The following is a 17,197-nucleotide window of genomic DNA, read 5'->3' as shown; positions in this document are numbered from 1 at the left end:
ACGGCGGGCATGCTGAACGACGGGCATGCGGGGCGACGGGGAGGGATACTCTCGTAACATGCCGGAAATCGACTTCAAACCCCGCTCCCGCGTCGTCACCGACGGGATCGAAGCCACGACCTCGCGCGGCATGCTGCGCGCCGTCGGAATGGGTGACGCCGACTGGGACAAGCCGCAGATCGGCATCGCGAGCTCGTGGAACGAGATCACCCCGTGCAACCTCTCGCTCGACCGCCTCGCGCAAGCGTCGAAGGAGGGGGTGCACTCGGGTGGGGGATACCCCCTGCAGTTCGGCACGATCTCCGTCTCCGACGGCATCTCGATGGGGCACGAGGGCATGCACTTCTCCCTCGTGAGCCGCGAGGTCATCGCCGACAGTGTCGAGGTCGTCATGCAGGCCGAGCGCCTCGACGGGTCGGTGCTGCTCGCGGGCTGCGACAAATCGCTCCCCGGCATGCTCATGGCGGCCGCGCGACTCGACCTCGCCTCGGTGTTCCTCTACGCGGGCTCGATCGCGCCCGGCTGGGTCAAGCTCAGCGACGGCACCGAGAAAGACATCACGATCATCGACTCGTTCGAGGCCGTCGGTGCCGTCAAGGCCGGCCGCATGAGCGAAGAGGACGCCAAGCGCATCGAGTGCGCCTTCGCCCCGGGAGAGGGGGCGTGCGGCGGAATGTACACGGCCAACACCATGGCGAGCGTCGCCGAGGCCCTCGGCATGAGCCTCCCCGGGTCGACATCGCCCGCCTCGGCCGACCGCCGCCGCGACTACTTCGCCCACCGCTCGGGCGAAGCCGTCGTGAACATGCTGCGTCTCGGCATCACGACGCGCGACATCCTCACGAAAGATGCCTTCGAGAACGCGATCGCCGTGGCCATGGCGCTCGGAGGCTCGACGAACGTCGTGCTGCACCTCCTCGCGATCGCGCACGAGGCCGAGGTCGAGCTCACACTCGACGACTTCAACCGCATCGGCAGCCGCGTGCCGCACATCGGCGACCTCAAGCCCTTCGGGCAGTACGTCATGAACGACGTCGACCGTCACGGGGGCATCCCCGTGCTCATGCGCGCGCTCCTCGAGGCGGGACTCCTGCACGGCGACGCTCTCACCGTGACGGGCAAGACGGTGGCCGAGAACCTCGCGGAGCTCGACCCCGAGCCGCTCGACGGAAAGGTGCTCCGCACCCTCGACAACCCCATCCACGCCTCGGGCGGGCTCACGATCCTGCACGGTTCGCTCGCACCCGAGGGTGCGGTCGTGAAGACGGCCGGGTTCGACGCCGAGATCTTCGAGGGGCCGGCCAAGGTCTTCGAACGCGAACGAGCGGCGATGGATGCGCTCACCGAGGGCCTCATCGAGAAAGGCGACATCGTCGTCATCCGATACGAGGGGCCCAAGGGAGGGCCGGGCATGCGCGAGATGCTCGCGATCACGGCCGCCATCAAGGGCGCGGGGCTCGGAAAAGATGTATTACTCTTGACGGACGGACGATTCTCAGGCGGCACAACCGGCCTGTGCATCGGCCACATAGCTCCCGAAGCGGTCGACTCCGGTCCGATCGCCTTCGTGCGCGATGGTGATCTGATACGGGTCGATATCGCAGCTCGCTCGCTCGACCTACTTGTCGATCCCGCAGAGCTCGCAGCTCGCCGAGACGGCTGGGCTCCACTGCCACCCCGCTACACGCGAGGGGTGCTTGCCAAGTACTCCAAGCTCGTGCGCTCCGCCGCTGTCGGCGCCGTCACGGGCTGAGGGCCGAGCAGCCCCGGTCACCCCGTTCGCCCACGCACTCGCTCCCGCGACTAAGGATCCGATCTTCATGTCCACCGAATCCAAGCCGACGCCTGTCGCGCGTCCCGCCGAACCCGGTCGCGCCGCGACGACGCAACCGGAGATCCTCACCGGGTCGGGCGCCATCCTGCGCACCCTCGAGAAGCTCGGGATCACCGAGGTCTTCGGGCTCCCGGGCGGCGCGATCATGCCGTTCTACGACGAACTCATGTCGTCCGACGCCATCCGCCACATCCTCGTGCGACACGAGCAGGGTGCCGGCCACGCCGCCGAGGGGTACGCCTCGTCGAGCGGTCGCGTGGGGGTCGCCATCGCGACATCCGGTCCGGGCGCGACGAACCTCGTCACCGCCATCGCCGACGCCCACATGGACTCCGTTCCCCTCCTCGCGATCACGGGCCAGGTCTTCAGCACGTCGATGGGCACCGACGCGTTCCAGGAGGTCGACATCGTGGGGATCACGATGCCGATCACGAAGCACTCGTTCCTCGTCACGAAGCCCGAAGACGTGCCGGCGACCCTCGCCGCGGCGTATCACATCGCCACGACCGGGCGCCCGGGCCCCGTGCTCGTCGACGTGACCAAGGACTGCCAGCAGGCGAGTGCCCCGTTCGTGTGGCCGCCCAAGGTGGACCTGCCCGGATACCGCCCCGTGACGAAAGCGCACGGAAAGCAGATTCAGGCCGCGGCGCAACTGATCCTCGAGGCGAAGCGCCCCGTGCTCTACGTCGGAGGCGGCGTCGTGCGCGCGGAGGCGTCTGCCGAACTGCTCGCACTAGCCGAGCTCACGGGTGCCCCGGTCGTCACGACCCTCATGGCGCGCGGCGCCTTCCCCGACTCGCACCCCCAGCAGCTCGGGATGCCCGGCATGCACGGAACCGTGCCCGCCGTTCTCGGACTGCAGGAGGCAGACCTCCTCGTGGCACTCGGGTCGCGCTTCGACGACCGGGTCACGGGCAAGCCGAGCGAGTTCGCGCCCGACGCCAAAGTCGTGCACGTCGACATCGACCCCGCCGAGATCTCCAAGATCCGCGTCGCCGACGTGCCGATCGTGGGTGACGCGAAAGACGTCATCGCCGACCTCACCGCGGCGTACACGACCATCTCCTCGGGCACGAGCAATGACATCTCCGCGTGGTGGGAACGGCTCGAGAGTCTGCGCGAGCAGTTTCCGCTCGGCTACGACGAGCCCGAAGACGGCTTGCTCTCGCCGCAGTACGTCATCGAGCGCATCGGCCAGATCACGGGCCCCGAGGGTGTCTACGCCTCGGGCGTCGGCCAGCACCAGATGTGGGCGGCGCAGTTCATCAAGTACGAGCGCCCCAACGCGTGGCTCAACTCGGGCGGCGCGGGCACCATGGGCTACGGCGTGCCCGCCGCGATGGGCGCCAAGGTCGCCCAGCCCGACCGCACGGTGTGGGCGATCGACGGCGACGGATGCTTCCAGATGACCAATCAGGAGCTCGCGACGTGCACGATCAACCAGATCCCCATCAAGGTCGCGGTCATCAACAACTCGTCCCTCGGCATGGTGCGCCAGTGGCAGACGCTCTTCTACGAGGGCCGCCACTCGTTCACCGACCTCAACACGGGCCACGACACCGTCATGGTTCCCGACTTCGTGAAGCTCGCCGAGGCATACGGTGCCCTCGGCATCCGCGTGACGAAGAAAGAGGATGTCGACGCCGCCATCCGTCTCGCCAACGAGACCAACGACCGCCCCGTGGTCATCGACTTCATCGTGAGCCGAGACGCCATGGTGTGGCCGATGGTTCCGCAGGGAGTTGGAAACTCGTCGGTGCAATACGCGAGACAACACGCCCCCGAGTGGGAAGAGGAGTAGAGCCATGAGTCACGTCCTGTCCCTCCTCGTCGAAGACAAACCGGGTCTGCTCACGCGCGTCGCGGGGCTCTTCGCCCGCCGCGGGTTCAACATCGAGTCGCTCGCGGTCGGCAAGAGCGAGATCCCCGGGCTCTCGCGCATTACCGTCGTCGTCGACGTCGAAGAGCTGCCGCTCGAGCAAGTGACGAAGCAGCTCAACAAGCTCGTCAACGTGATCAAGATCGTCGAACTCGAGCCGGCGCAGACCGTCGAGCGCGAGCACATGCTCATCAAGGTGCGCGTCGACAACACGACGAGAAGCCAGATCCTCGAGGCCGCCAACCTGTTCCGCGCGCGCATCGTGGATGTCTCGACCGACGCCCTCGTGATCGAGGTCACGGGTGACACCCCCAAGGTGCACGCGCTCCTCAGGGTGCTCGAGCCCTACGGCATCAAGGAGATCGCCCAATCGGGTCTCCTCGCCATCGGTCGAGGCTCGAAGAGCATCACCGAGCGCGTCTTCAAGAGCTGACCGCACCGAATCGCCCTGCCGCACCGGCCGGGACGCCGACCCCCACCATCAAGGAGAACACTGTGACTGAAATCGTCTACGACAACGACGCCGATCTGTCGATCATCCAGAGCAAGAAGGTCGCCGTCATCGGCTACGGCTCGCAAGGACACGCTCACGCGCAGAACCTGCGCGACTCGGGCGTCGAGGTCGTCGTCGGTCTCAAAGAGGGATCGAAGTCGATCGCGAAGGCCGAGGAGGCCGGGTTCCGCGTGCTCACCTCGGCCGAGGCCGCCGCGTGGGCCGACGTCATCGTGATCCTCGCCCCCGACCAGCACCAGCGTCACCTCTACGCCGACGACATCGCGGGCAACCTCTCCGAGGGCAAGGCTCTCGTCTTCGGCCACGGGTTCAACATCCGCTACGGCTACATCACGGCGCCCTCGGGGGTCGACGTGCTCCTCGTCGCTCCCAAGGGGCCGGGCCACACGGTGCGCCGCGAGTACGAGGCCGGTCGCGGTGTGCCCGTGATCGTCGCCGTCGAGCAGGACGCCTCGGGCGCCGCGTGGGATCTCGCGTGGTCGTATTCGAAGGCCATCGGCGGACTGCGCGCCGGGGGGATCAAGACGACTTTCACCGAAGAGACCGAGACCGACCTCTTCGGCGAGCAGGCCGTTCTCTGCGGTGGCACCTCGCAGCTCGTGCAGTACGGTTTCGAGACCCTCATCGAGGCCGGCTACCAGCCCGAGATCGCCTACTTCGAGGTTCTCCACGAGCTCAAGCTCATCGTCGACCTCATGTGGGAGGGCGGCATCGCGAAGCAGCGCTGGAGCGTCTCCGACACGGCCGAGTACGGCGACTACGTCTCGGGCCCCCGCGTGATCGACCCCTCGGTGAAGGAGAACATGCAGGCGGTGCTCAAGGACATCCAGTCCGGTGCCTTCGCTGAGCGCTTCATCACCGATCAGGATGCCGGAGCCCCCGAGTTCCTCGCGCTGCGTGAAAAGGGCCAGGCCCACCCGATCGAGGCGACGGGACAGAAGCTCCGCGCCCTCTTCGCGTGGAAGCAGCAGGACGCCGACTACACCGACGGCAGCGCCGCCCGCTAAGCGTCAGCACCCCGCACCCCGCACGCCGCACCACGAACAAGGGGCAGTCGCGACCGGATCGGTCGCGACTGCCCCTCGTTCGTTTCTTCGTCCTCGTTTCGCCGGGGAGGGCGGCGCGGGGAGAGCGGCGCTAAGAGGTCCGCGTGACCGAGCCGACGCGCGTCGTCGTCAGGCGGCGGTCGTCTGCGGTGGTCGCGTACTCGTCACCGACGAGCTCGATCGACCCCGTGGTCTCCTTGTCGTCGCACGACGACCCGACCCACAGCTCGACCGTTCCCGCCTCGACGATGCGCGTGCCCGCGCTCCCCGTGTAGGCGAGCCTCGTCGGCGGAACGTCGAACTCCACGACCGTCTCCTGCCCGGCGTCCAGGTCGACCCTCGCATAGCCGAGCAGTTGCGCGACCGGTCGCGTGACCTGGGCCTGCACGTCGCGAGCGTAGAGCTGCACGACATCCGTTCCCGCTCGCTCGCCCGTGTTGGTCACGCGCACCGAGACCCGGAACGAGCTCTCGGTCGGGCCCGTCGCGTCCACCGCGAGGTCGCGGTGCTCGAACGACGTGTACGAGAGCCCGAAACCGAACGGACGCACGGGAGCGCTGCTCGCGCTCGTGATCTCGTTCGGACCCCCGAGAACCGGGTGGAGGTAGGAGTACGGCTGCGCTCCCGCCGACCGGGGGAGCGAGACGGGCAAGCGACCACTCGGGTTGACCGCCCCCGAGAGAATGGCGGCGAGAGCCGATGCGCCCTCCTCCCCGGGGAAGAACGCCTGCACGACCGCACCGGGAACCGTCGCGGCGTCGAGGGCCCAAGCGAGCGAATACGGCCGCCCGGTGAGCAGGACGACGACGACCGGGGTGCCCGTGGCCACGAGCGCCTCGACGAGCTCCCTCTGAACGCCGGGGAGGTCGAGGCTCTCGACGTCGTTGCCCTCGCCGACCGTGCCGCGGCCGAAGAGCCCCGCGCGATCGCCGACGACGACGACCGCGACATCCGCGTCGTCTGCAGCGGCGACCGCGGCGGCGATGCCGGAGCGATCGATGCCCTCGACGGTGCACCCGGTGTCGTGGGTGATCTCCGCGTCGGGGAACTCGGCGCGGACGGCCTCGAGCACCGTCGGGATCTCGAACCCGATCTCGACCCCGGGGTGGTGCGCGAGCACGTGGTTCGCGAACGAGTAGCACCCCATGAGGGCCTCGGCCGAGTCGGCGTTGGGTCCGACCACGGCGATCCGGCGGGGTGAGACGAGAGGGAGCACCGCGTGGTTCGAGAGCAGCACCACCGACTCCTCGGCGAGGCGGCGCGCGAGACGACGGTGCGTCGCGCTGTCGAGATCGATCGACGTCGGGGGAGTGTCGAACGTCTCGTCGAGCAGACCGAGACGCTCCTTCTGCGCGAGCACGCGCTCCACCGCGCGATCGACGATCGCGACATCCATGCCCCCGGACTCGAGGAGGTCGAGGAGAGCCTCCCCGAACGCGTCCGTCGTCGGGAGCTCGACGTCGAGCCCCGCCGTGAGAGCCAAGCGCGCGGCATCCGCCGGACCCGCGGCCACACCGTGCATCGTCTCGAGGAACTTCACGGCGAAGTAGTCCGAGACGACGACCCCGTCGAACCCCCACTCGTCGCGCAGGATTCCCGTGAGGTACTGCGCCGTCGCGGCGACGGGCATCCCGTCGATCTCGGCGTAGGAGTTCATGACACTGCGGGCGCCGCCGTCGCGCACGGCCATCTCGAACGGCGGGAGCAGCACGTCGGCGATCTCGCGGGGGCCGGCAGACACGGGAGCGTGATTGCGACCGGACCGGGACGCCGAATACCCGACGAAGTGCTTGAGGGTCGCGTCGATGCCGGCATCCTGCAGTCCCCGCACGTAGGCGGTGCCGATCGTTCCGACCACGTAGGGGTCTTCGGCGATGCACTCGTCGACGCGACCCCAGCGAGCGTCACGGATGACGTCGAGCACGGGGGAGAGGCCCTGATGGATGCCGAGGCTGCGCATCGAGTCACCGATGCTGCGGGCCATCTCCTCCACGGTGTCGGGGTCGAACGACGCACCCCACGCGAGCGGGGTCGGGAAGGTCGCCGCCTTCCACGCGGCGAGACCCGTGAGGCACTCCTCGTGCACGATCGCGGGGATGCCGAGCCTCGTCTCGGCGCGCAGCCTGCGCTGCTCCGCCCAGAGCCACCCCGCACGCTCGATCGGATCGACCGGACGGGTTCCGTAGACGCGACTCAGGTGCCCGATCCCGTCTCGCGAGATCTCCTCGTACTTCGTCGAGGAGGCCATCTCCCCGGCCATGGGCGCGACGACCTCATCGCCCTGATCGACCCAGAAGCTTCCGAGCTGGCCCAACTTCTCGCGCAGCGTCATCGACTCGATGAGTGCGCGGACGCGCGACGAAACAGCGGTATTCACGGTAGACATTGTCTCTCAGCCCTTCACAGCGCCGGTCAGACCGCCGACGATGCGACGCTCGAACAGGCTGAAGAACACGAGAGCCGGGATCATCGACAGGGCCGTGAACGCGAGAACCCGAGCCGTATCGACCGAGTACTGCGACGAGAACACCTGGGTTCCGAGCGGCAGCGTGAACAACCCCGGGTCGTTGAGGATGAACAGCGGGAGCATGTAGCTGTTCCAGCTCGCGATGAACGCGAGGATGCCGACCGTGATCACCCCGGGCACCGACAGCGGGATCACCATGCGCCAGAAGAAGCCCAGTCGCGAACATCCGTCGATGGATGCCGCCTCCTGGAGTTCGTTCGGGATCGCCGCGAGGAACGGCACGAGGATGATGACCGTGATCGGCAGCGCGAACGCGACCTGAGGCACGATGACACCCGCGAGGGTGTTCGTGAGCCCGAGGTCACGCACGAGGATGTAGAGCGGGGTGATCGCAACCGTCATCGGGAACATCAGTCCCGCGGCGAAGATCGCGTAGATGAGCCCGCGACCCCGGAACGAGTAGCGCGCGAGACCGAACGCGGCCATGAGGCCGAGCGCGACGACGATGACCGTCGTCGAGATCGCGGCGATCGACGAGTTGCCCACCTGCTGCCAGAACACGGGGTTCGAGAGGACCTCGACGTAGTTCTGCCACTGCCACGCCACGGGGAAGCCCGAGGGGTCGACGGTGATCTCCGAGTTCGACCGGAAGCCGCCGAGGATGATGAACACGACGGGCGTGAGCATGAGCCCGATGAGCACGAGAGCGATGAAGTAGATCACGAGGGACTTCGAGCGCTTCGGTGCGACCGACGAGGTCGTCGGCTGCTTGCGCACCACCGGGGACGGGCCGCGCGGAGCGGTTGTGAGTGCGGTGGCCATCAGGCTTTACCTCCGGTGACAGCGCCCGCGGTGTCGCGGCGCAACAGGATGCGCTGGTAGAGCAGCGCGATCGCGAGCGACAGCAGGAACATGACGACGGCGACGGCGCTGCCGTATCCGTAGCTTCCGGCATTTCGCCCGTTCGCGACCATGTAGGTCGCCATGGTGGATGTTCCCGCGGTCCCGGCGACGTATTGACCCCAGATGATCCAGACGAGGTCGAACAGTTGGAGGGACCCGATTATCGAGAGGAACGCCCAGATGCGGATGGTCGGTCCGAGCAGGGGCAGAACGATGTAGCGCTGCACCTGCCAGTAGGACGCACCGTCGATCGACGCCGCTTCGGACAGCTCCTCGGGAACACCCTGCAGTCCCGCGAGGAAGAGGATGACGGCGAAGCCGATGTACTTCCACGTGATGATGACGAGGAGCGTCCAGATGGCGATCGCGGGGTTCGACAACCAGTCCTGCGCGAGGTCACCGAGTCCGACCTTGACGAGCAGACCGTTGAGGGCGCCGTTCGTCTGGAGCATGAGGCTCCAACCGATTCCGACGACGACCTCGGCGATGACGTAGGGCACGAAGATCAGCACGCGGATGACCGACTGACCGCGCATCTTGCGGTTGAGGAGCAGTGCGAGGCCGAGAGCGAGGGGGCCCTGCATGATGAGGGATGCCACGGCGATCAAGACGTTGTTGCCGAGCGCATCGTGGAACGACGAGTCGGTGAGGATCGTGACGTAGTTGCTCAGGCCGACGAACTCCGTGGCCGGTCCGAACCCGGACCAGCTGAAGAAGCCGTAGTAGGCCGCGATCGCGACGGGGAAGATGACGAACGCGACGAAGACGACGAGCGCGGGCCCGATGAGGAGTGCGAGTTCGAGGCGGGGGATCCAGCTGGCGGAACGCCGGCGGGTTTCCCCCGTGGGGAGGCGGGCGGGCGAACCCGACGGGGGCAGCTTGGCTGAGCTGCCCCCGTCGTTGTTCGTCGCCCCTGGCGCGCCCGCGTCGACGCGGGTCGTGTCTTGGGCCGATGTCATGGTTCTGTCGGACTAACCGCGGGCCGCAGCGTCACTCACGGCATCGACGATCGACTGAGCGTCTCCGTTGCCCGCGAACATGTCGACGACCGCCACGTTGAGTGCGTTTCCGACGTTGAGGCCGTAGAGGGTGTCGAGCCAGACGATCACGTACGGGGCCTCGTTGTAGGCCTCGAGCACGCTCTGGAGCGAGGGGTCGTCAACGACGCCCTGGGCTTCCTGCGACGCGGGAAGTGTCACGAACGCCTCGGCGTATGCCTCCTGGTTGGCCTGCTCGACCGTGAAGTTCAGGAAGTCGACGCACTCCTCGGGCGCGTTGACCCAGCACGAGTACCCGTCGACTCCACCCATCATCGCGCCGGGTTCTCCGTCGCCGCCGTCAACTGCGGGGAACGGCATCCAGCCCAGGTCGGGGAGGGGCTGCTCGTCAGGGGTGAGCCCGGCGATCACACCGGGGTTCCAGGCGCCCATGAGCTCCATGCCGGCCTGCTTGTTGGCGATGAGTCCCGCCGACGATCCTGCGCCCTGCTGTGCGGCGGTCGTTAGGTAGCCCTCGTTGAACGGTTCGGTCTCGAGGAAGTCTTCGAGGTTCTCTCCGGCCTCGAGCCAGCACGGGTCGTCGAAGCTACGGGTTTCGGCCGCGCTGTTCATCGCGTCTTGCGAGCACGCGCGCAGCGCGAAGTTGTAGTACCAGTGCGCGGCGGGCCACGCGTCGTTGGCGCCGACGGCGATCGGTGCGACGCCGGAGTCCTTGAGGGCGTCGGTCGCGTCCTCGAGGTCGTCGAAGGTCTCGAGCGGAGTGGTGACGCCCGCCTCGTCGAGCACGTCGCCCGAGTAGAAGAGACCCGACGGGAGAACGGCGACGGGCATGCCGTAGATCGCGTCATCGATCGCGAAGGCGTTGAGCACGGCGTCACCGAGGGCGGTGCGTGTCGCATCCGACACTCCGCTGGTCAGGTCCATGACCTGGCCGGCCTCGACGACGTCGGCGAGCTTGCCGCCGCCGCGCGCCATGAAGACGTCGGGGGCGTCGCCCGAGTTGAGGGCGGTCTGGAGGCGGCCGTCCATCTCCTCGTTCTGGATCGACTGGACGTCGATCGTCACGCCGGGGTTCGCTTCTTCGAACGCCGCGACGGTGTCTTCCCAGTACTCCACACCCGGGCCGGTCGTGGAGTTGTGCCAGAACGTCATCTCGACGCTCCCGTCGGCGTTGTCGGAGCCCGACCCGCCGCCACCACACGCGGTGAGGGTGAGGGCACCCGCCACCAGCAGGGCCGAGCCTGCGAGGAACTTCTTGGTTCTCATGTGCTGTCCGTTTCTCTTCATTGAGTCGTACCTGTCGCGGAACGGGGAGTGCGTGAGCACTGTGAGAGCGGCGGCTTCGCTGCTCCCGGAAAACCCCAGCGTCCAAGATCTCCTCCAGTGTGTTCATCGATGCGCTGGGGTGTCAAACGTTTTCGAAAACCTTTTCCATTCGTTATAGTCAGCTCATGGGACGCCGGACAACAATCAACGACGTCGCCGCGGCCGCCGGCGTCTCCGTCTCGACGGTGTCGAAAGCCGTGCACGGGCGATACGGGGTCTCGCCCGAGACGGTGCGCCGCGTCATCGACATCGTCGAGAAGCTCGGCTACCAGTCGAGCCTCGGCGCGAGCAGCATGCGGTCGCAGCGCACGGGTGTCATCGGTGTGCTCGTTCCCGGCTTCGAGCCCTTCAGCGCGGAGATCCTCAAGGGTGTCGGCTCGGCGGTTCGCGGAACCGGGTTCGACCTTCTCGCCTACTCCGGATCGGAGGACGGCTCGGGCGACGGATGGGAGCGCCGGTCCGTCAGTCGACTCAGCGGCACCCTCGTCGACGGACTCATCATGGTGACCCCGTCGGTCGTCTCGGTTTCGGGCGAGGTCCCCGTCGTGGCGATCGACCCGCACACGGGTCGCGCCGACCTGCCGACCGTCGAATCCGACAGCTACCACGGGGCGCAACTCGCGACGCGATACCTCATCGGGCTCGGGCACACGCGCATCGGGTTCGTCGCGGGCCGCCCGGATCTGCGTTCCTCCGGGCTTCGCGACGCGGGGTACCGCAGCGCCCTCATCGAGGCGGGACTGCAGTTCGATCCGTCCCTCGTCGGGATCGGTCGATACGAGGTCGACGCCACGAGGCAGCTCGCCTTCGAGATGCTCTCCCGCGCAGACCGGCCGACCGCGATCTTCGCCGCGAACGACCTCTCGGCGATCGCCGTCGCGGCCGTCGCATCCGAGCTCGGGATCTCGGTTCCCGACCAGCTCTCGATCATCGGGTTCGACGACATCGCCGAGGCATCGCGGCACTCGCCGCCGCTCAGCACGGTGCGTCAGCCGATGCAGTTGCTCGGTGAGATCGCGGCGTCGATGCTCTTCGCTCTGCTCAAGGGCGAGAAGCCCGAGGTGACGCACGTGCAGCTCCCCACGAGGCTCGTGCCCCGCGGAACGACGTCCCCGCCCCGCTGACCCTGCGGCCCGCGCCCGCGGCTCGCGCCCGCGCCACAGTACGCAGTTTCCGCGAGCGGATGCCGGAACCGGCACCCGCTCGCGGAAACTGCATACTTTCGGGGGATGGGTCAGCCCGTGAAGAGGGCCGTGACGCGCGTGAGGGTCACGATGACGCCGTAGAGCAGCGGAACCCCCACGAGCGCCCACGCGACCGTGATCTTCGCGGTCGTCGCGCCCGATCGTGCGGCAGGTGCGGTGTTCGTCGTCGACATGTCAGGCTCCCTTCGCGGCGGTCGTCGCATCCGCGCGCATGTCTGCCGGCTCGTGGTACTTGGCCGCGACGGGCTTCACGAGGAGGTTGGCGATGAATCCGATGATGAGCAGACCCACCATCGTGAGCAGCGCCGGCTGGTAGGCCTGCGCCGTGAGTTCGCCCGGGGTGCCCTGGGCGTCGAGGAACGCGTTGATGATGAGCGGACCCGCGATGCCCGCCGCCGACCACGCGGTGAGCAGCCGACCGTGGATGGCGCCGACCTGGAAGGTGCCGAAGAGGTCGCGCAAGTACGCCGGGATCGTCGCGAACCCCCCGCCGTAGAACGAGATGATCACGAACGCGAGCGCGACGTAGAGGAACGTCGTGCTGAACCCGAAGAGCGCGAGCAGGATGTAAAGAGCGGCACCCACACCGAGATAGACCATGTAGATGCGCTTGCGACCGATGATGTCGGATGTCGACGACCACACGAAACGCCCGGCCATGTTGCCGATCGACAGCAGTCCGACGAACCCGCCGGCGACGGCCGCGTTGACCGCCGACGCCCCGTCGGCGTCGCGGAAGAAGTCCTGGATCATGGGGGCCGCTTGCTCGAGGATGCCGATGCCCGCGGTGACGTTGCAGAACAGCACCACCCAGAGCAGCCAGAACTGGCGGGTCTTGATGGCGTTCTTCGCCGAGACGTTGTCGGTCGTCACGAGCGCCTTGGTCTTGACCGTGCTCGGGTCGAAGCCGGCGGGCTTCCAGCCGTCGGCGGGCACGCGGATCGTGAAGGCGCCGAACATCATGTAGACGAGGTAGATCGCGGCGAAGGTGAGGAAGAGCTTGCCGACGGCGTCGCCGCTCGCCACCCACCCCTCGGTGCCCGACTCGGGATCGTAGGCCGTGAGCAGGAGGGTCGAGAGGGGGCTCGCGATGAGCGCGCCACCGCCGAAGCCCATGATCGCCATTCCCGTGGCGAGCCCGGGGCGGTCGGGGAACCACTTGATGAGGGTCGACACGGGCGAGATGTACCCGATGCCGAGCCCGATGCCGCCGATGAAGCCGTAGCCGAGGTAGACGAGCCAGAGCTGGTTGGAGAAGATGCCGAGCGCGCCGATCACGAAGCCCGCCGACCAGAGGAGGGCCGCGGTGAACATCGCCTTGCGCGGTCCGTTCTTGTCGACCCACGTGCCGAGGATCGCGGCGGAGAGCCCGAGCATGACGATCGCGATCGAGAAGATGATGCCGATCTGGGTGAGGCTCGCCTCGAAGTGGTCGACGAGGGCGGTCTTGTAGACACTCGTCGCGTAGGCCTGCCCGATGCACAGGTGCACCGCGAGCGCCGCCGGGGGGATGAGCCAGCGATTGAATCCGGGGGGTGCAACTGATCGTTCACGGTCGAGAAAACTCATCGGGGTGTCCCTTACGGTCCGGGGTGGCGGCGAGGGCAGCGGCGCTGCTGTTCGGTCGAGCGGTCTCACCCTACGTCGAGGTCGGTCGGCGCGGTTAGGCTCGGGGAGTGGCGAGGCTTCGAGACGACGACGACGACGCCCTCAGTTGGGGCGACGAGATCGGCGACCCCAGCCACATCGATCACGAGGCGGATGCTGCGGTTCCCGGCCTCGAGGGTGGCCCGACCGATCCCGACACGACCTCCGATCGCGGCACCGGGTCCGGGCCGGAGTCCGCGTCCGCGACGGGGTCGGTGCTCCTCGTGGTCTACGGGGTGCTTGCGGGCGCGTACCTGCTCTTCACCGTGGGGTGGGTCATCGCCATCCAGAGTTCGGTGTTCGTCGCGAGCAACCTCTTCATCGACATCATGTTCCAGTTCGGCGAGTTCCTGTCGATCGCCTCGCCCGCACTGTGGTTCACCGCCACGCTCGTGCTCACGCGTCGTCGCCGGGCGATCGCGCGCGTCGGTTGGCTCGTCGCGGGGCTCGTGATCGTGGCGCCGTGGCCGTTCATCGTCTCGGGGGCGGGCATATGACGACCGGAGCGCCGGAGAACACGCCGCAGCCGCAGCCGAACACGCCGCAGCCCCCGCAGCCGCATCGCGAGCGCATGAGCCTCGTGCGCTGGGCGGTCGTGATCCTGTTCGGGCTGCTCTTCGCCTACGACCTCTTCGAGGCTCTCGCCAACCTCACGGGTGTGCTCGCCGTCGTCGACGCCGAGAACGCCGTGCGCGCATCCGTAGACCTCGACCTCATCTCGCCCCCGTGGGCACTGCTCGTCGTGACGATCGTGCTGCCCGTCGCGGGGTTCGCGATCGCCGCGCTCGTGGGCCGACGGCACTCGGCCACCACGGCCGCGCTCGTCTTCGCCGCGGGCCTCGCGGTCGTCGCGGCCCTCACCGCGAGCCTCACCGCCCTCGCCTAGAGGATCGCGGCGAGCACGACCACGAGGATGAGCACGAGCTGCCCCGCGAATCGCGGCCAGAAGGGGATCGCGAGCGAACCGAACCTCTCGGGGTGCTCGGCCGCGTAGGCGTTGGCGGGGAACACCGCGATGAGAAACAGCACGAGTCCGACGGCGGCAGCCCCGCGCAGCTCCGGGATGAGGATGCCGACGCCCCCGGCGATCTCGCACACCCCCGTGAGGTAGACGAGGGCGAGGGGGTTCGCGATCCCGTCGAATCTCAGCCGGGGCGGGATGAGCTTCGCCATCACTCGCGCGGGTCCGGGCCTGAAGTGGTTCACGCCCATCCCGACGAACACGAGGGCGACGACGACCCGCAGCACGACCCCGACGATGTCTGCTGGCGAGTCGGTCATGCGCCCAGTCTGCGCCCTTCCGGTTTGCGCTCGTCGGCCCAGTAGGCTCTCAACGGTACTTTCCGGGCTATCGAAGGACTCTCCGTGGCGAAGCCGATCGTGTTGATCGCAGAAGAACTCTCACCCGCTACCGTCGACGCCCTCGGGCCCGACTTCGACGTGCGATCGGTCGACGGCACCGATCGTGCGGCGCTGATCTCGGCGCTCGCCGACGCGGAGGCGATCCTCATCCGCTCGGCGACGCACATGGATGCCGAGGCGATCGCGGCCGCGTCGTCGCTGCGGGTCATCGCGCGCGCGGGTGTCGGGCTCGACAACGTCGACATCAAGGCGGCGACGACCGCGGGCATCATGGTCGTGAACGCGCCGACGTCGAACATCATCTCGGCCGCCGAACTCACGGTCGGACACATCCTGAGCCTCGCCCGGCACATCCCGCCAGCGCACGCGGCGCTCGCTCAGGGCCAGTGGAAGCGCTCGAAGTACACGGGCACCGAGCTCTATGAGAAGACGATCGGCATCATCGGCCTCGGCCGCATCGGGGCGCTCATCACGGCGCGCATGCAGGCGTTCGGCACGAGGGTCGTCGCGTACGACCCCTACGTGACCGCCCAGCGCGCCCAGCAGCTCGGCGTGACGCTGCTGTCACTCGACGAGCTGCTCGCGCAATCGGACTTCATCACCATCCACATGCCGAAGACCCCCGAGACCACGGGCATGATCTCCGACGCGCAACTCGCCCTCATGAAGTCGAGCGCCTACATCGTCAACGTCGCGCGCGGCGGTCTCATCGACGAAGACGCCCTGCACCGAGCCCTCAGCTCGGGTGAGATCGCGGGAGCCGGACTGGATGTCTTCGTGAGCGAGCCGCCCACCGGTTCACCGCTCCTCGCCCTCGACAACGTCATCGTCACCCCGCACCTCGGTGCCTCGACCGACGAGGCTCAAGAGAAGGCCGGCGTGTCGGTCGCCCGATCGGTGCGCCTCGCGCTCTCGGGAGAGCTCGTGCCCGACGCCGTCAACGTGGCAGGCGGGGTCATCGACCCGACGGTGCGCCCCGGCATCCCGCTCATGGAGAAGCTCGGTCAGGTGTTCTCGGGGCTCGCCAAGAGCCCCGTCACGAGCATCGACATCGAGGTGCGCGGCGAGATCGTCGAGTTCGACGTGAGCGTGCTCAAGCTCGCGGCGCTCAAGGGGATCTTCACGAACATCGTCTCGGAGTCGGTGTCGTACGTGAACGCTCCGCTCCTCGCCGAGCAGCGCGGGCTCGACGTGCGCCTCATCACGGATGCCGTGAGCGACGAGTACCGCAACATCCTCACGATCCGCGGGGCCCTGAGCGACGGCTCGCAAGTGTCGGTCTCGGGAACCCTCACGGGCACGAAGCAGATCGAGAAGATCGTGGAGATCAACGGCTACGACGTCGAAGTGCCGATGGCCGACCACTTCATCGTCATGGTCTACACCGACCGCCCCGGCATCGTCGCGATCTACGGTCGCGAGTTCGGCGAGGCGGGCATCAACATCGCGGGCATGCAGATCAGCCGGCGCGAGGCGGGCGGGCAGGCGCTCGCCGTGCTCACGGTCGACTCCCCGGCGCCCGAAGCCCTGCTCGAGTCGCTGCGTCTCGCGATCGACGCCGACGTCATGAGCGAGATCGACATCACGACCTGAGTCGCGCGAGACGACGAGAACGGGCCCGGCACAGTGTGCCGGGCCCGTTCTGTCGTGCGGGTCTGTCGAGAAGCGGTGTCCCTAGATGAGCGGGTCGCTGTCGCGACGCGTCTCGCGCTGCACACCACCGTCGACGTTGCGGGTGACCTCGACGCTCGAGCGCTTCTTGAGCATGAACGCGAGGGAGATGAGGAAGATGACGACTCCGGCACCCATGAGGATGTAGCCGACGAGGTCGAGGTTGACGAAGCTGGTTTCGACGTTGAGCGCGAAAGCCAGAATGGCTCCCACGACGAAGAGGAAGATTCCCGAACCGATACCCATGTGATTGCCTGCCCTTTCGTGAGGCCGCCCGATCGTGGTGAGCACGTCGATGTCGACTTCGATGTGCGACAACCCTAACCTCAGCAGACGTTCAGGTCG

At 67.7% G+C, this 17,197-nt stretch carries 16 protein-coding genes; 8 read left to right on the top strand and 8 right to left on the bottom strand.

What is annotated here, in order from left to right; translation table 11 throughout:
* Nucleotides 1–58: 58 nt before the first annotated feature.
* The 4 genes from ilvD (at nt 59) to ilvC (ending at nt 5,234) form a co-directional block, all read left to right on the top strand.
* Nucleotides 59–1,753 carry a dihydroxy-acid dehydratase gene (gene ilvD / locus ACLHIH_RS07580; protein ID WP_411316105.1) on the top strand — a complete coding sequence of 565 codons (1,695 nt, stop codon included), beginning with the start codon at nt 59–61 and terminating at the stop codon, nt 1,751–1,753.
* Nucleotides 1,754–1,820: 67 nt separating this feature from the next.
* Entirely contained in the window at nt 1,821–3,635 is a 1,815-nt protein-coding gene (locus tag ACLHIH_RS07575; RefSeq protein WP_411316104.1) for an acetolactate synthase large subunit, read from the top strand.
* Nucleotides 3,636–3,639: 4 nt separating this feature from the next.
* The gene (gene ilvN, locus ACLHIH_RS07570; RefSeq protein WP_411316103.1) at nt 3,640–4,146 is read left to right on the top strand and encodes an acetolactate synthase small subunit; all 507 of its coding nucleotides are present in this window, start codon (nt 3,640–3,642) and stop codon (nt 4,144–4,146) included.
* Nucleotides 4,147–4,208: 62 nt separating this feature from the next.
* Complete coding sequence (gene ilvC, locus ACLHIH_RS07565) at nt 4,209–5,234, top strand: ketol-acid reductoisomerase (RefSeq protein WP_411316102.1); 1,026 nt, start codon at nt 4,209–4,211, stop codon at nt 5,232–5,234.
* Nucleotides 5,235–5,364: 130 nt separating this feature from the next.
* Here ilvC and ACLHIH_RS07560 read toward each other — a convergent pair whose 3' ends face one another.
* Genes ACLHIH_RS07560 through ACLHIH_RS07545 form a run of 4 tightly spaced genes read right to left on the bottom strand, consistent with a single transcriptional unit; the run spans nt 5,365 to nt 10,907 of the window.
* A complete protein-coding gene (locus tag ACLHIH_RS07560) occupies nt 5,365–7,659 on the bottom strand; it encodes a glycoside hydrolase family 3 N-terminal domain-containing protein (RefSeq protein ID WP_411316101.1) in 2,295 nt (764 codons plus the stop codon).
* 6 nt (nt 7,660–7,665) lie between these two features.
* Nucleotides 7,666–8,562 carry a carbohydrate ABC transporter permease gene (locus ACLHIH_RS07555; RefSeq protein ID WP_411316100.1) on the bottom strand — a complete coding sequence of 299 codons (897 nt, stop codon included), beginning with the start codon at nt 8,560–8,562 and terminating at the stop codon, nt 7,666–7,668.
* Entirely contained in the window at nt 8,562–9,602 is a 1,041-nt protein-coding gene (locus ACLHIH_RS07550; RefSeq protein ID WP_411316099.1) for a carbohydrate ABC transporter permease, read from the bottom strand. Before ACLHIH_RS07550 ends, ACLHIH_RS07555 begins: the two co-directional genes overlap by 1 nt.
* Nucleotides 9,603–9,614: 12 nt before the next feature.
* The gene (locus tag ACLHIH_RS07545; protein ID WP_411316098.1) at nt 9,615–10,907 is read right to left on the bottom strand and encodes an ABC transporter substrate-binding protein; all 1,293 of its coding nucleotides are present in this window, start codon (nt 10,905–10,907) and stop codon (nt 9,615–9,617) included.
* 185 nt (nt 10,908–11,092) lie between these two features.
* On the opposite strand from ACLHIH_RS07545, the gene ACLHIH_RS07540 reads away from it, so the two are divergent.
* Nucleotides 11,093–12,091 (top strand): LacI family DNA-binding transcriptional regulator, encoded by a 999-nt coding sequence (locus tag ACLHIH_RS07540; RefSeq protein ID WP_411316097.1) that lies wholly within the window; start codon nt 11,093–11,095, stop codon nt 12,089–12,091.
* Nucleotides 12,092–12,201: 110 nt separating this feature from the next.
* Here the strand turns inward: ACLHIH_RS07540 and ACLHIH_RS07535 are convergent, their stop codons facing one another.
* Both ACLHIH_RS07535 and ACLHIH_RS07530 read right to left on the bottom strand, forming a co-directional pair.
* Nucleotides 12,202–12,345 (bottom strand): hypothetical protein, encoded by a 144-nt coding sequence (locus ACLHIH_RS07535; protein ID WP_411316096.1) that lies wholly within the window; start codon nt 12,343–12,345, stop codon nt 12,202–12,204.
* Between the two features lies 1 nt (nt 12,346).
* Nucleotides 12,347–13,741 carry an OFA family MFS transporter gene (locus ACLHIH_RS07530; protein WP_411316095.1) on the bottom strand — a complete coding sequence of 465 codons (1,395 nt, stop codon included), beginning with the start codon at nt 13,739–13,741 and terminating at the stop codon, nt 12,347–12,349.
* Nucleotides 13,742–13,848: 107 nt separating this feature from the next.
* Between ACLHIH_RS07530 and ACLHIH_RS07525 the strand changes: the two genes are divergently transcribed.
* Nucleotides 13,849–14,316, top strand: a complete 468-nt coding sequence (locus ACLHIH_RS07525; protein WP_411316094.1) for a hypothetical protein — start codon at nt 13,849–13,851, stop codon at nt 14,314–14,316.
* On the top strand, nt 14,313–14,705 hold the full coding sequence (locus ACLHIH_RS07520) for a hypothetical protein (RefSeq protein WP_411316093.1): 393 nt from the start codon (nt 14,313–14,315) through the stop codon (nt 14,703–14,705). Before ACLHIH_RS07525 ends, ACLHIH_RS07520 begins: the two co-directional genes overlap by 4 nt.
* Here ACLHIH_RS07520 and ACLHIH_RS07515 read toward each other — a convergent pair.
* Nucleotides 14,702–15,100, bottom strand: a complete 399-nt coding sequence (locus ACLHIH_RS07515; RefSeq protein WP_411316091.1) for a DoxX family protein — start codon at nt 15,098–15,100, stop codon at nt 14,702–14,704. The genes ACLHIH_RS07520 and ACLHIH_RS07515 overlap by 4 nt on opposite strands.
* 84 nt (nt 15,101–15,184) lie before the next feature.
* Between ACLHIH_RS07515 and serA the strand changes: the two genes are divergently transcribed.
* On the top strand, nt 15,185–16,774 hold the full coding sequence (gene serA, locus ACLHIH_RS07510; RefSeq protein WP_411316090.1) for a phosphoglycerate dehydrogenase: 1,590 nt from the start codon (nt 15,185–15,187) through the stop codon (nt 16,772–16,774).
* A gap of 81 nt (nt 16,775–16,855) precedes the next feature.
* Here the strand turns inward: serA and ACLHIH_RS07505 are convergent, their stop codons facing one another.
* On the bottom strand, nt 16,856–17,170 hold the full coding sequence (locus ACLHIH_RS07505; RefSeq protein WP_411316089.1) for a DUF6458 family protein: 315 nt from the start codon (nt 17,168–17,170) through the stop codon (nt 16,856–16,858).
* Nucleotides 17,171–17,197: the final 27 nt, after the last annotated feature.

Origin of the sequence: Marisediminicola sp. LYQ134, from assembly GCF_046599635.1 — a bacterium.
Taxonomy (GTDB): domain Bacteria; phylum Actinomycetota; class Actinomycetes; order Actinomycetales; family Microbacteriaceae; genus Marisediminicola.
This window is presented reverse-complemented; position numbering and strand designations above follow the sequence as displayed.

What these genes read in the sequence shown, in the direction of transcription:
- ilvD (WP_411316105.1), top strand. Translation starts at nt 59, where the DNA reads ATGCCGGAAATCGACTTCAAACCCCGCTCCCGCGTCGTCACCGACGGG.
- ACLHIH_RS07575 (WP_411316104.1), top strand. Translation starts at nt 1,821, where the DNA reads ATGTCCACCGAATCCAAGCCGACGCCTGTCGCGCGTCCCGCCGAACCC.
- ilvN (WP_411316103.1), top strand. Translation starts at nt 3,640, where the DNA reads ATGAGTCACGTCCTGTCCCTCCTCGTCGAAGACAAACCGGGTCTGCTC.
- ACLHIH_RS07560 (WP_411316101.1), bottom strand. Translation starts at nt 7,659, where the DNA reads ATGTCTACCGTGAATACCGCTGTTTCGTCGCGCGTCCGCGCACTCATC.
- ACLHIH_RS07555 (WP_411316100.1), bottom strand. Translation starts at nt 8,562, where the DNA reads ATGGCCACCGCACTCACAACCGCTCCGCGCGGCCCGTCCCCGGTGGTG.
- ACLHIH_RS07550 (WP_411316099.1), bottom strand. Translation starts at nt 9,602, where the DNA reads ATGACATCGGCCCAAGACACGACCCGCGTCGACGCGGGCGCGCCAGGG.
- ACLHIH_RS07545 (WP_411316098.1), bottom strand. Translation starts at nt 10,907, where the DNA reads ATGAGAACCAAGAAGTTCCTCGCAGGCTCGGCCCTGCTGGTGGCGGGT.
- ACLHIH_RS07540 (WP_411316097.1), top strand. Translation starts at nt 11,093, where the DNA reads ATGGGACGCCGGACAACAATCAACGACGTCGCCGCGGCCGCCGGCGTC.
- ACLHIH_RS07535 (WP_411316096.1), bottom strand. Translation starts at nt 12,345, where the DNA reads ATGTCGACGACGAACACCGCACCTGCCGCACGATCGGGCGCGACGACC.
- ACLHIH_RS07530 (WP_411316095.1), bottom strand. Translation starts at nt 13,741, where the DNA reads ATGAGTTTTCTCGACCGTGAACGATCAGTTGCACCCCCCGGATTCAAT.
- ACLHIH_RS07520 (WP_411316093.1), top strand. Translation starts at nt 14,313, where the DNA reads ATGACGACCGGAGCGCCGGAGAACACGCCGCAGCCGCAGCCGAACACG.
- ACLHIH_RS07515 (WP_411316091.1), bottom strand. Translation starts at nt 15,100, where the DNA reads ATGACCGACTCGCCAGCAGACATCGTCGGGGTCGTGCTGCGGGTCGTC.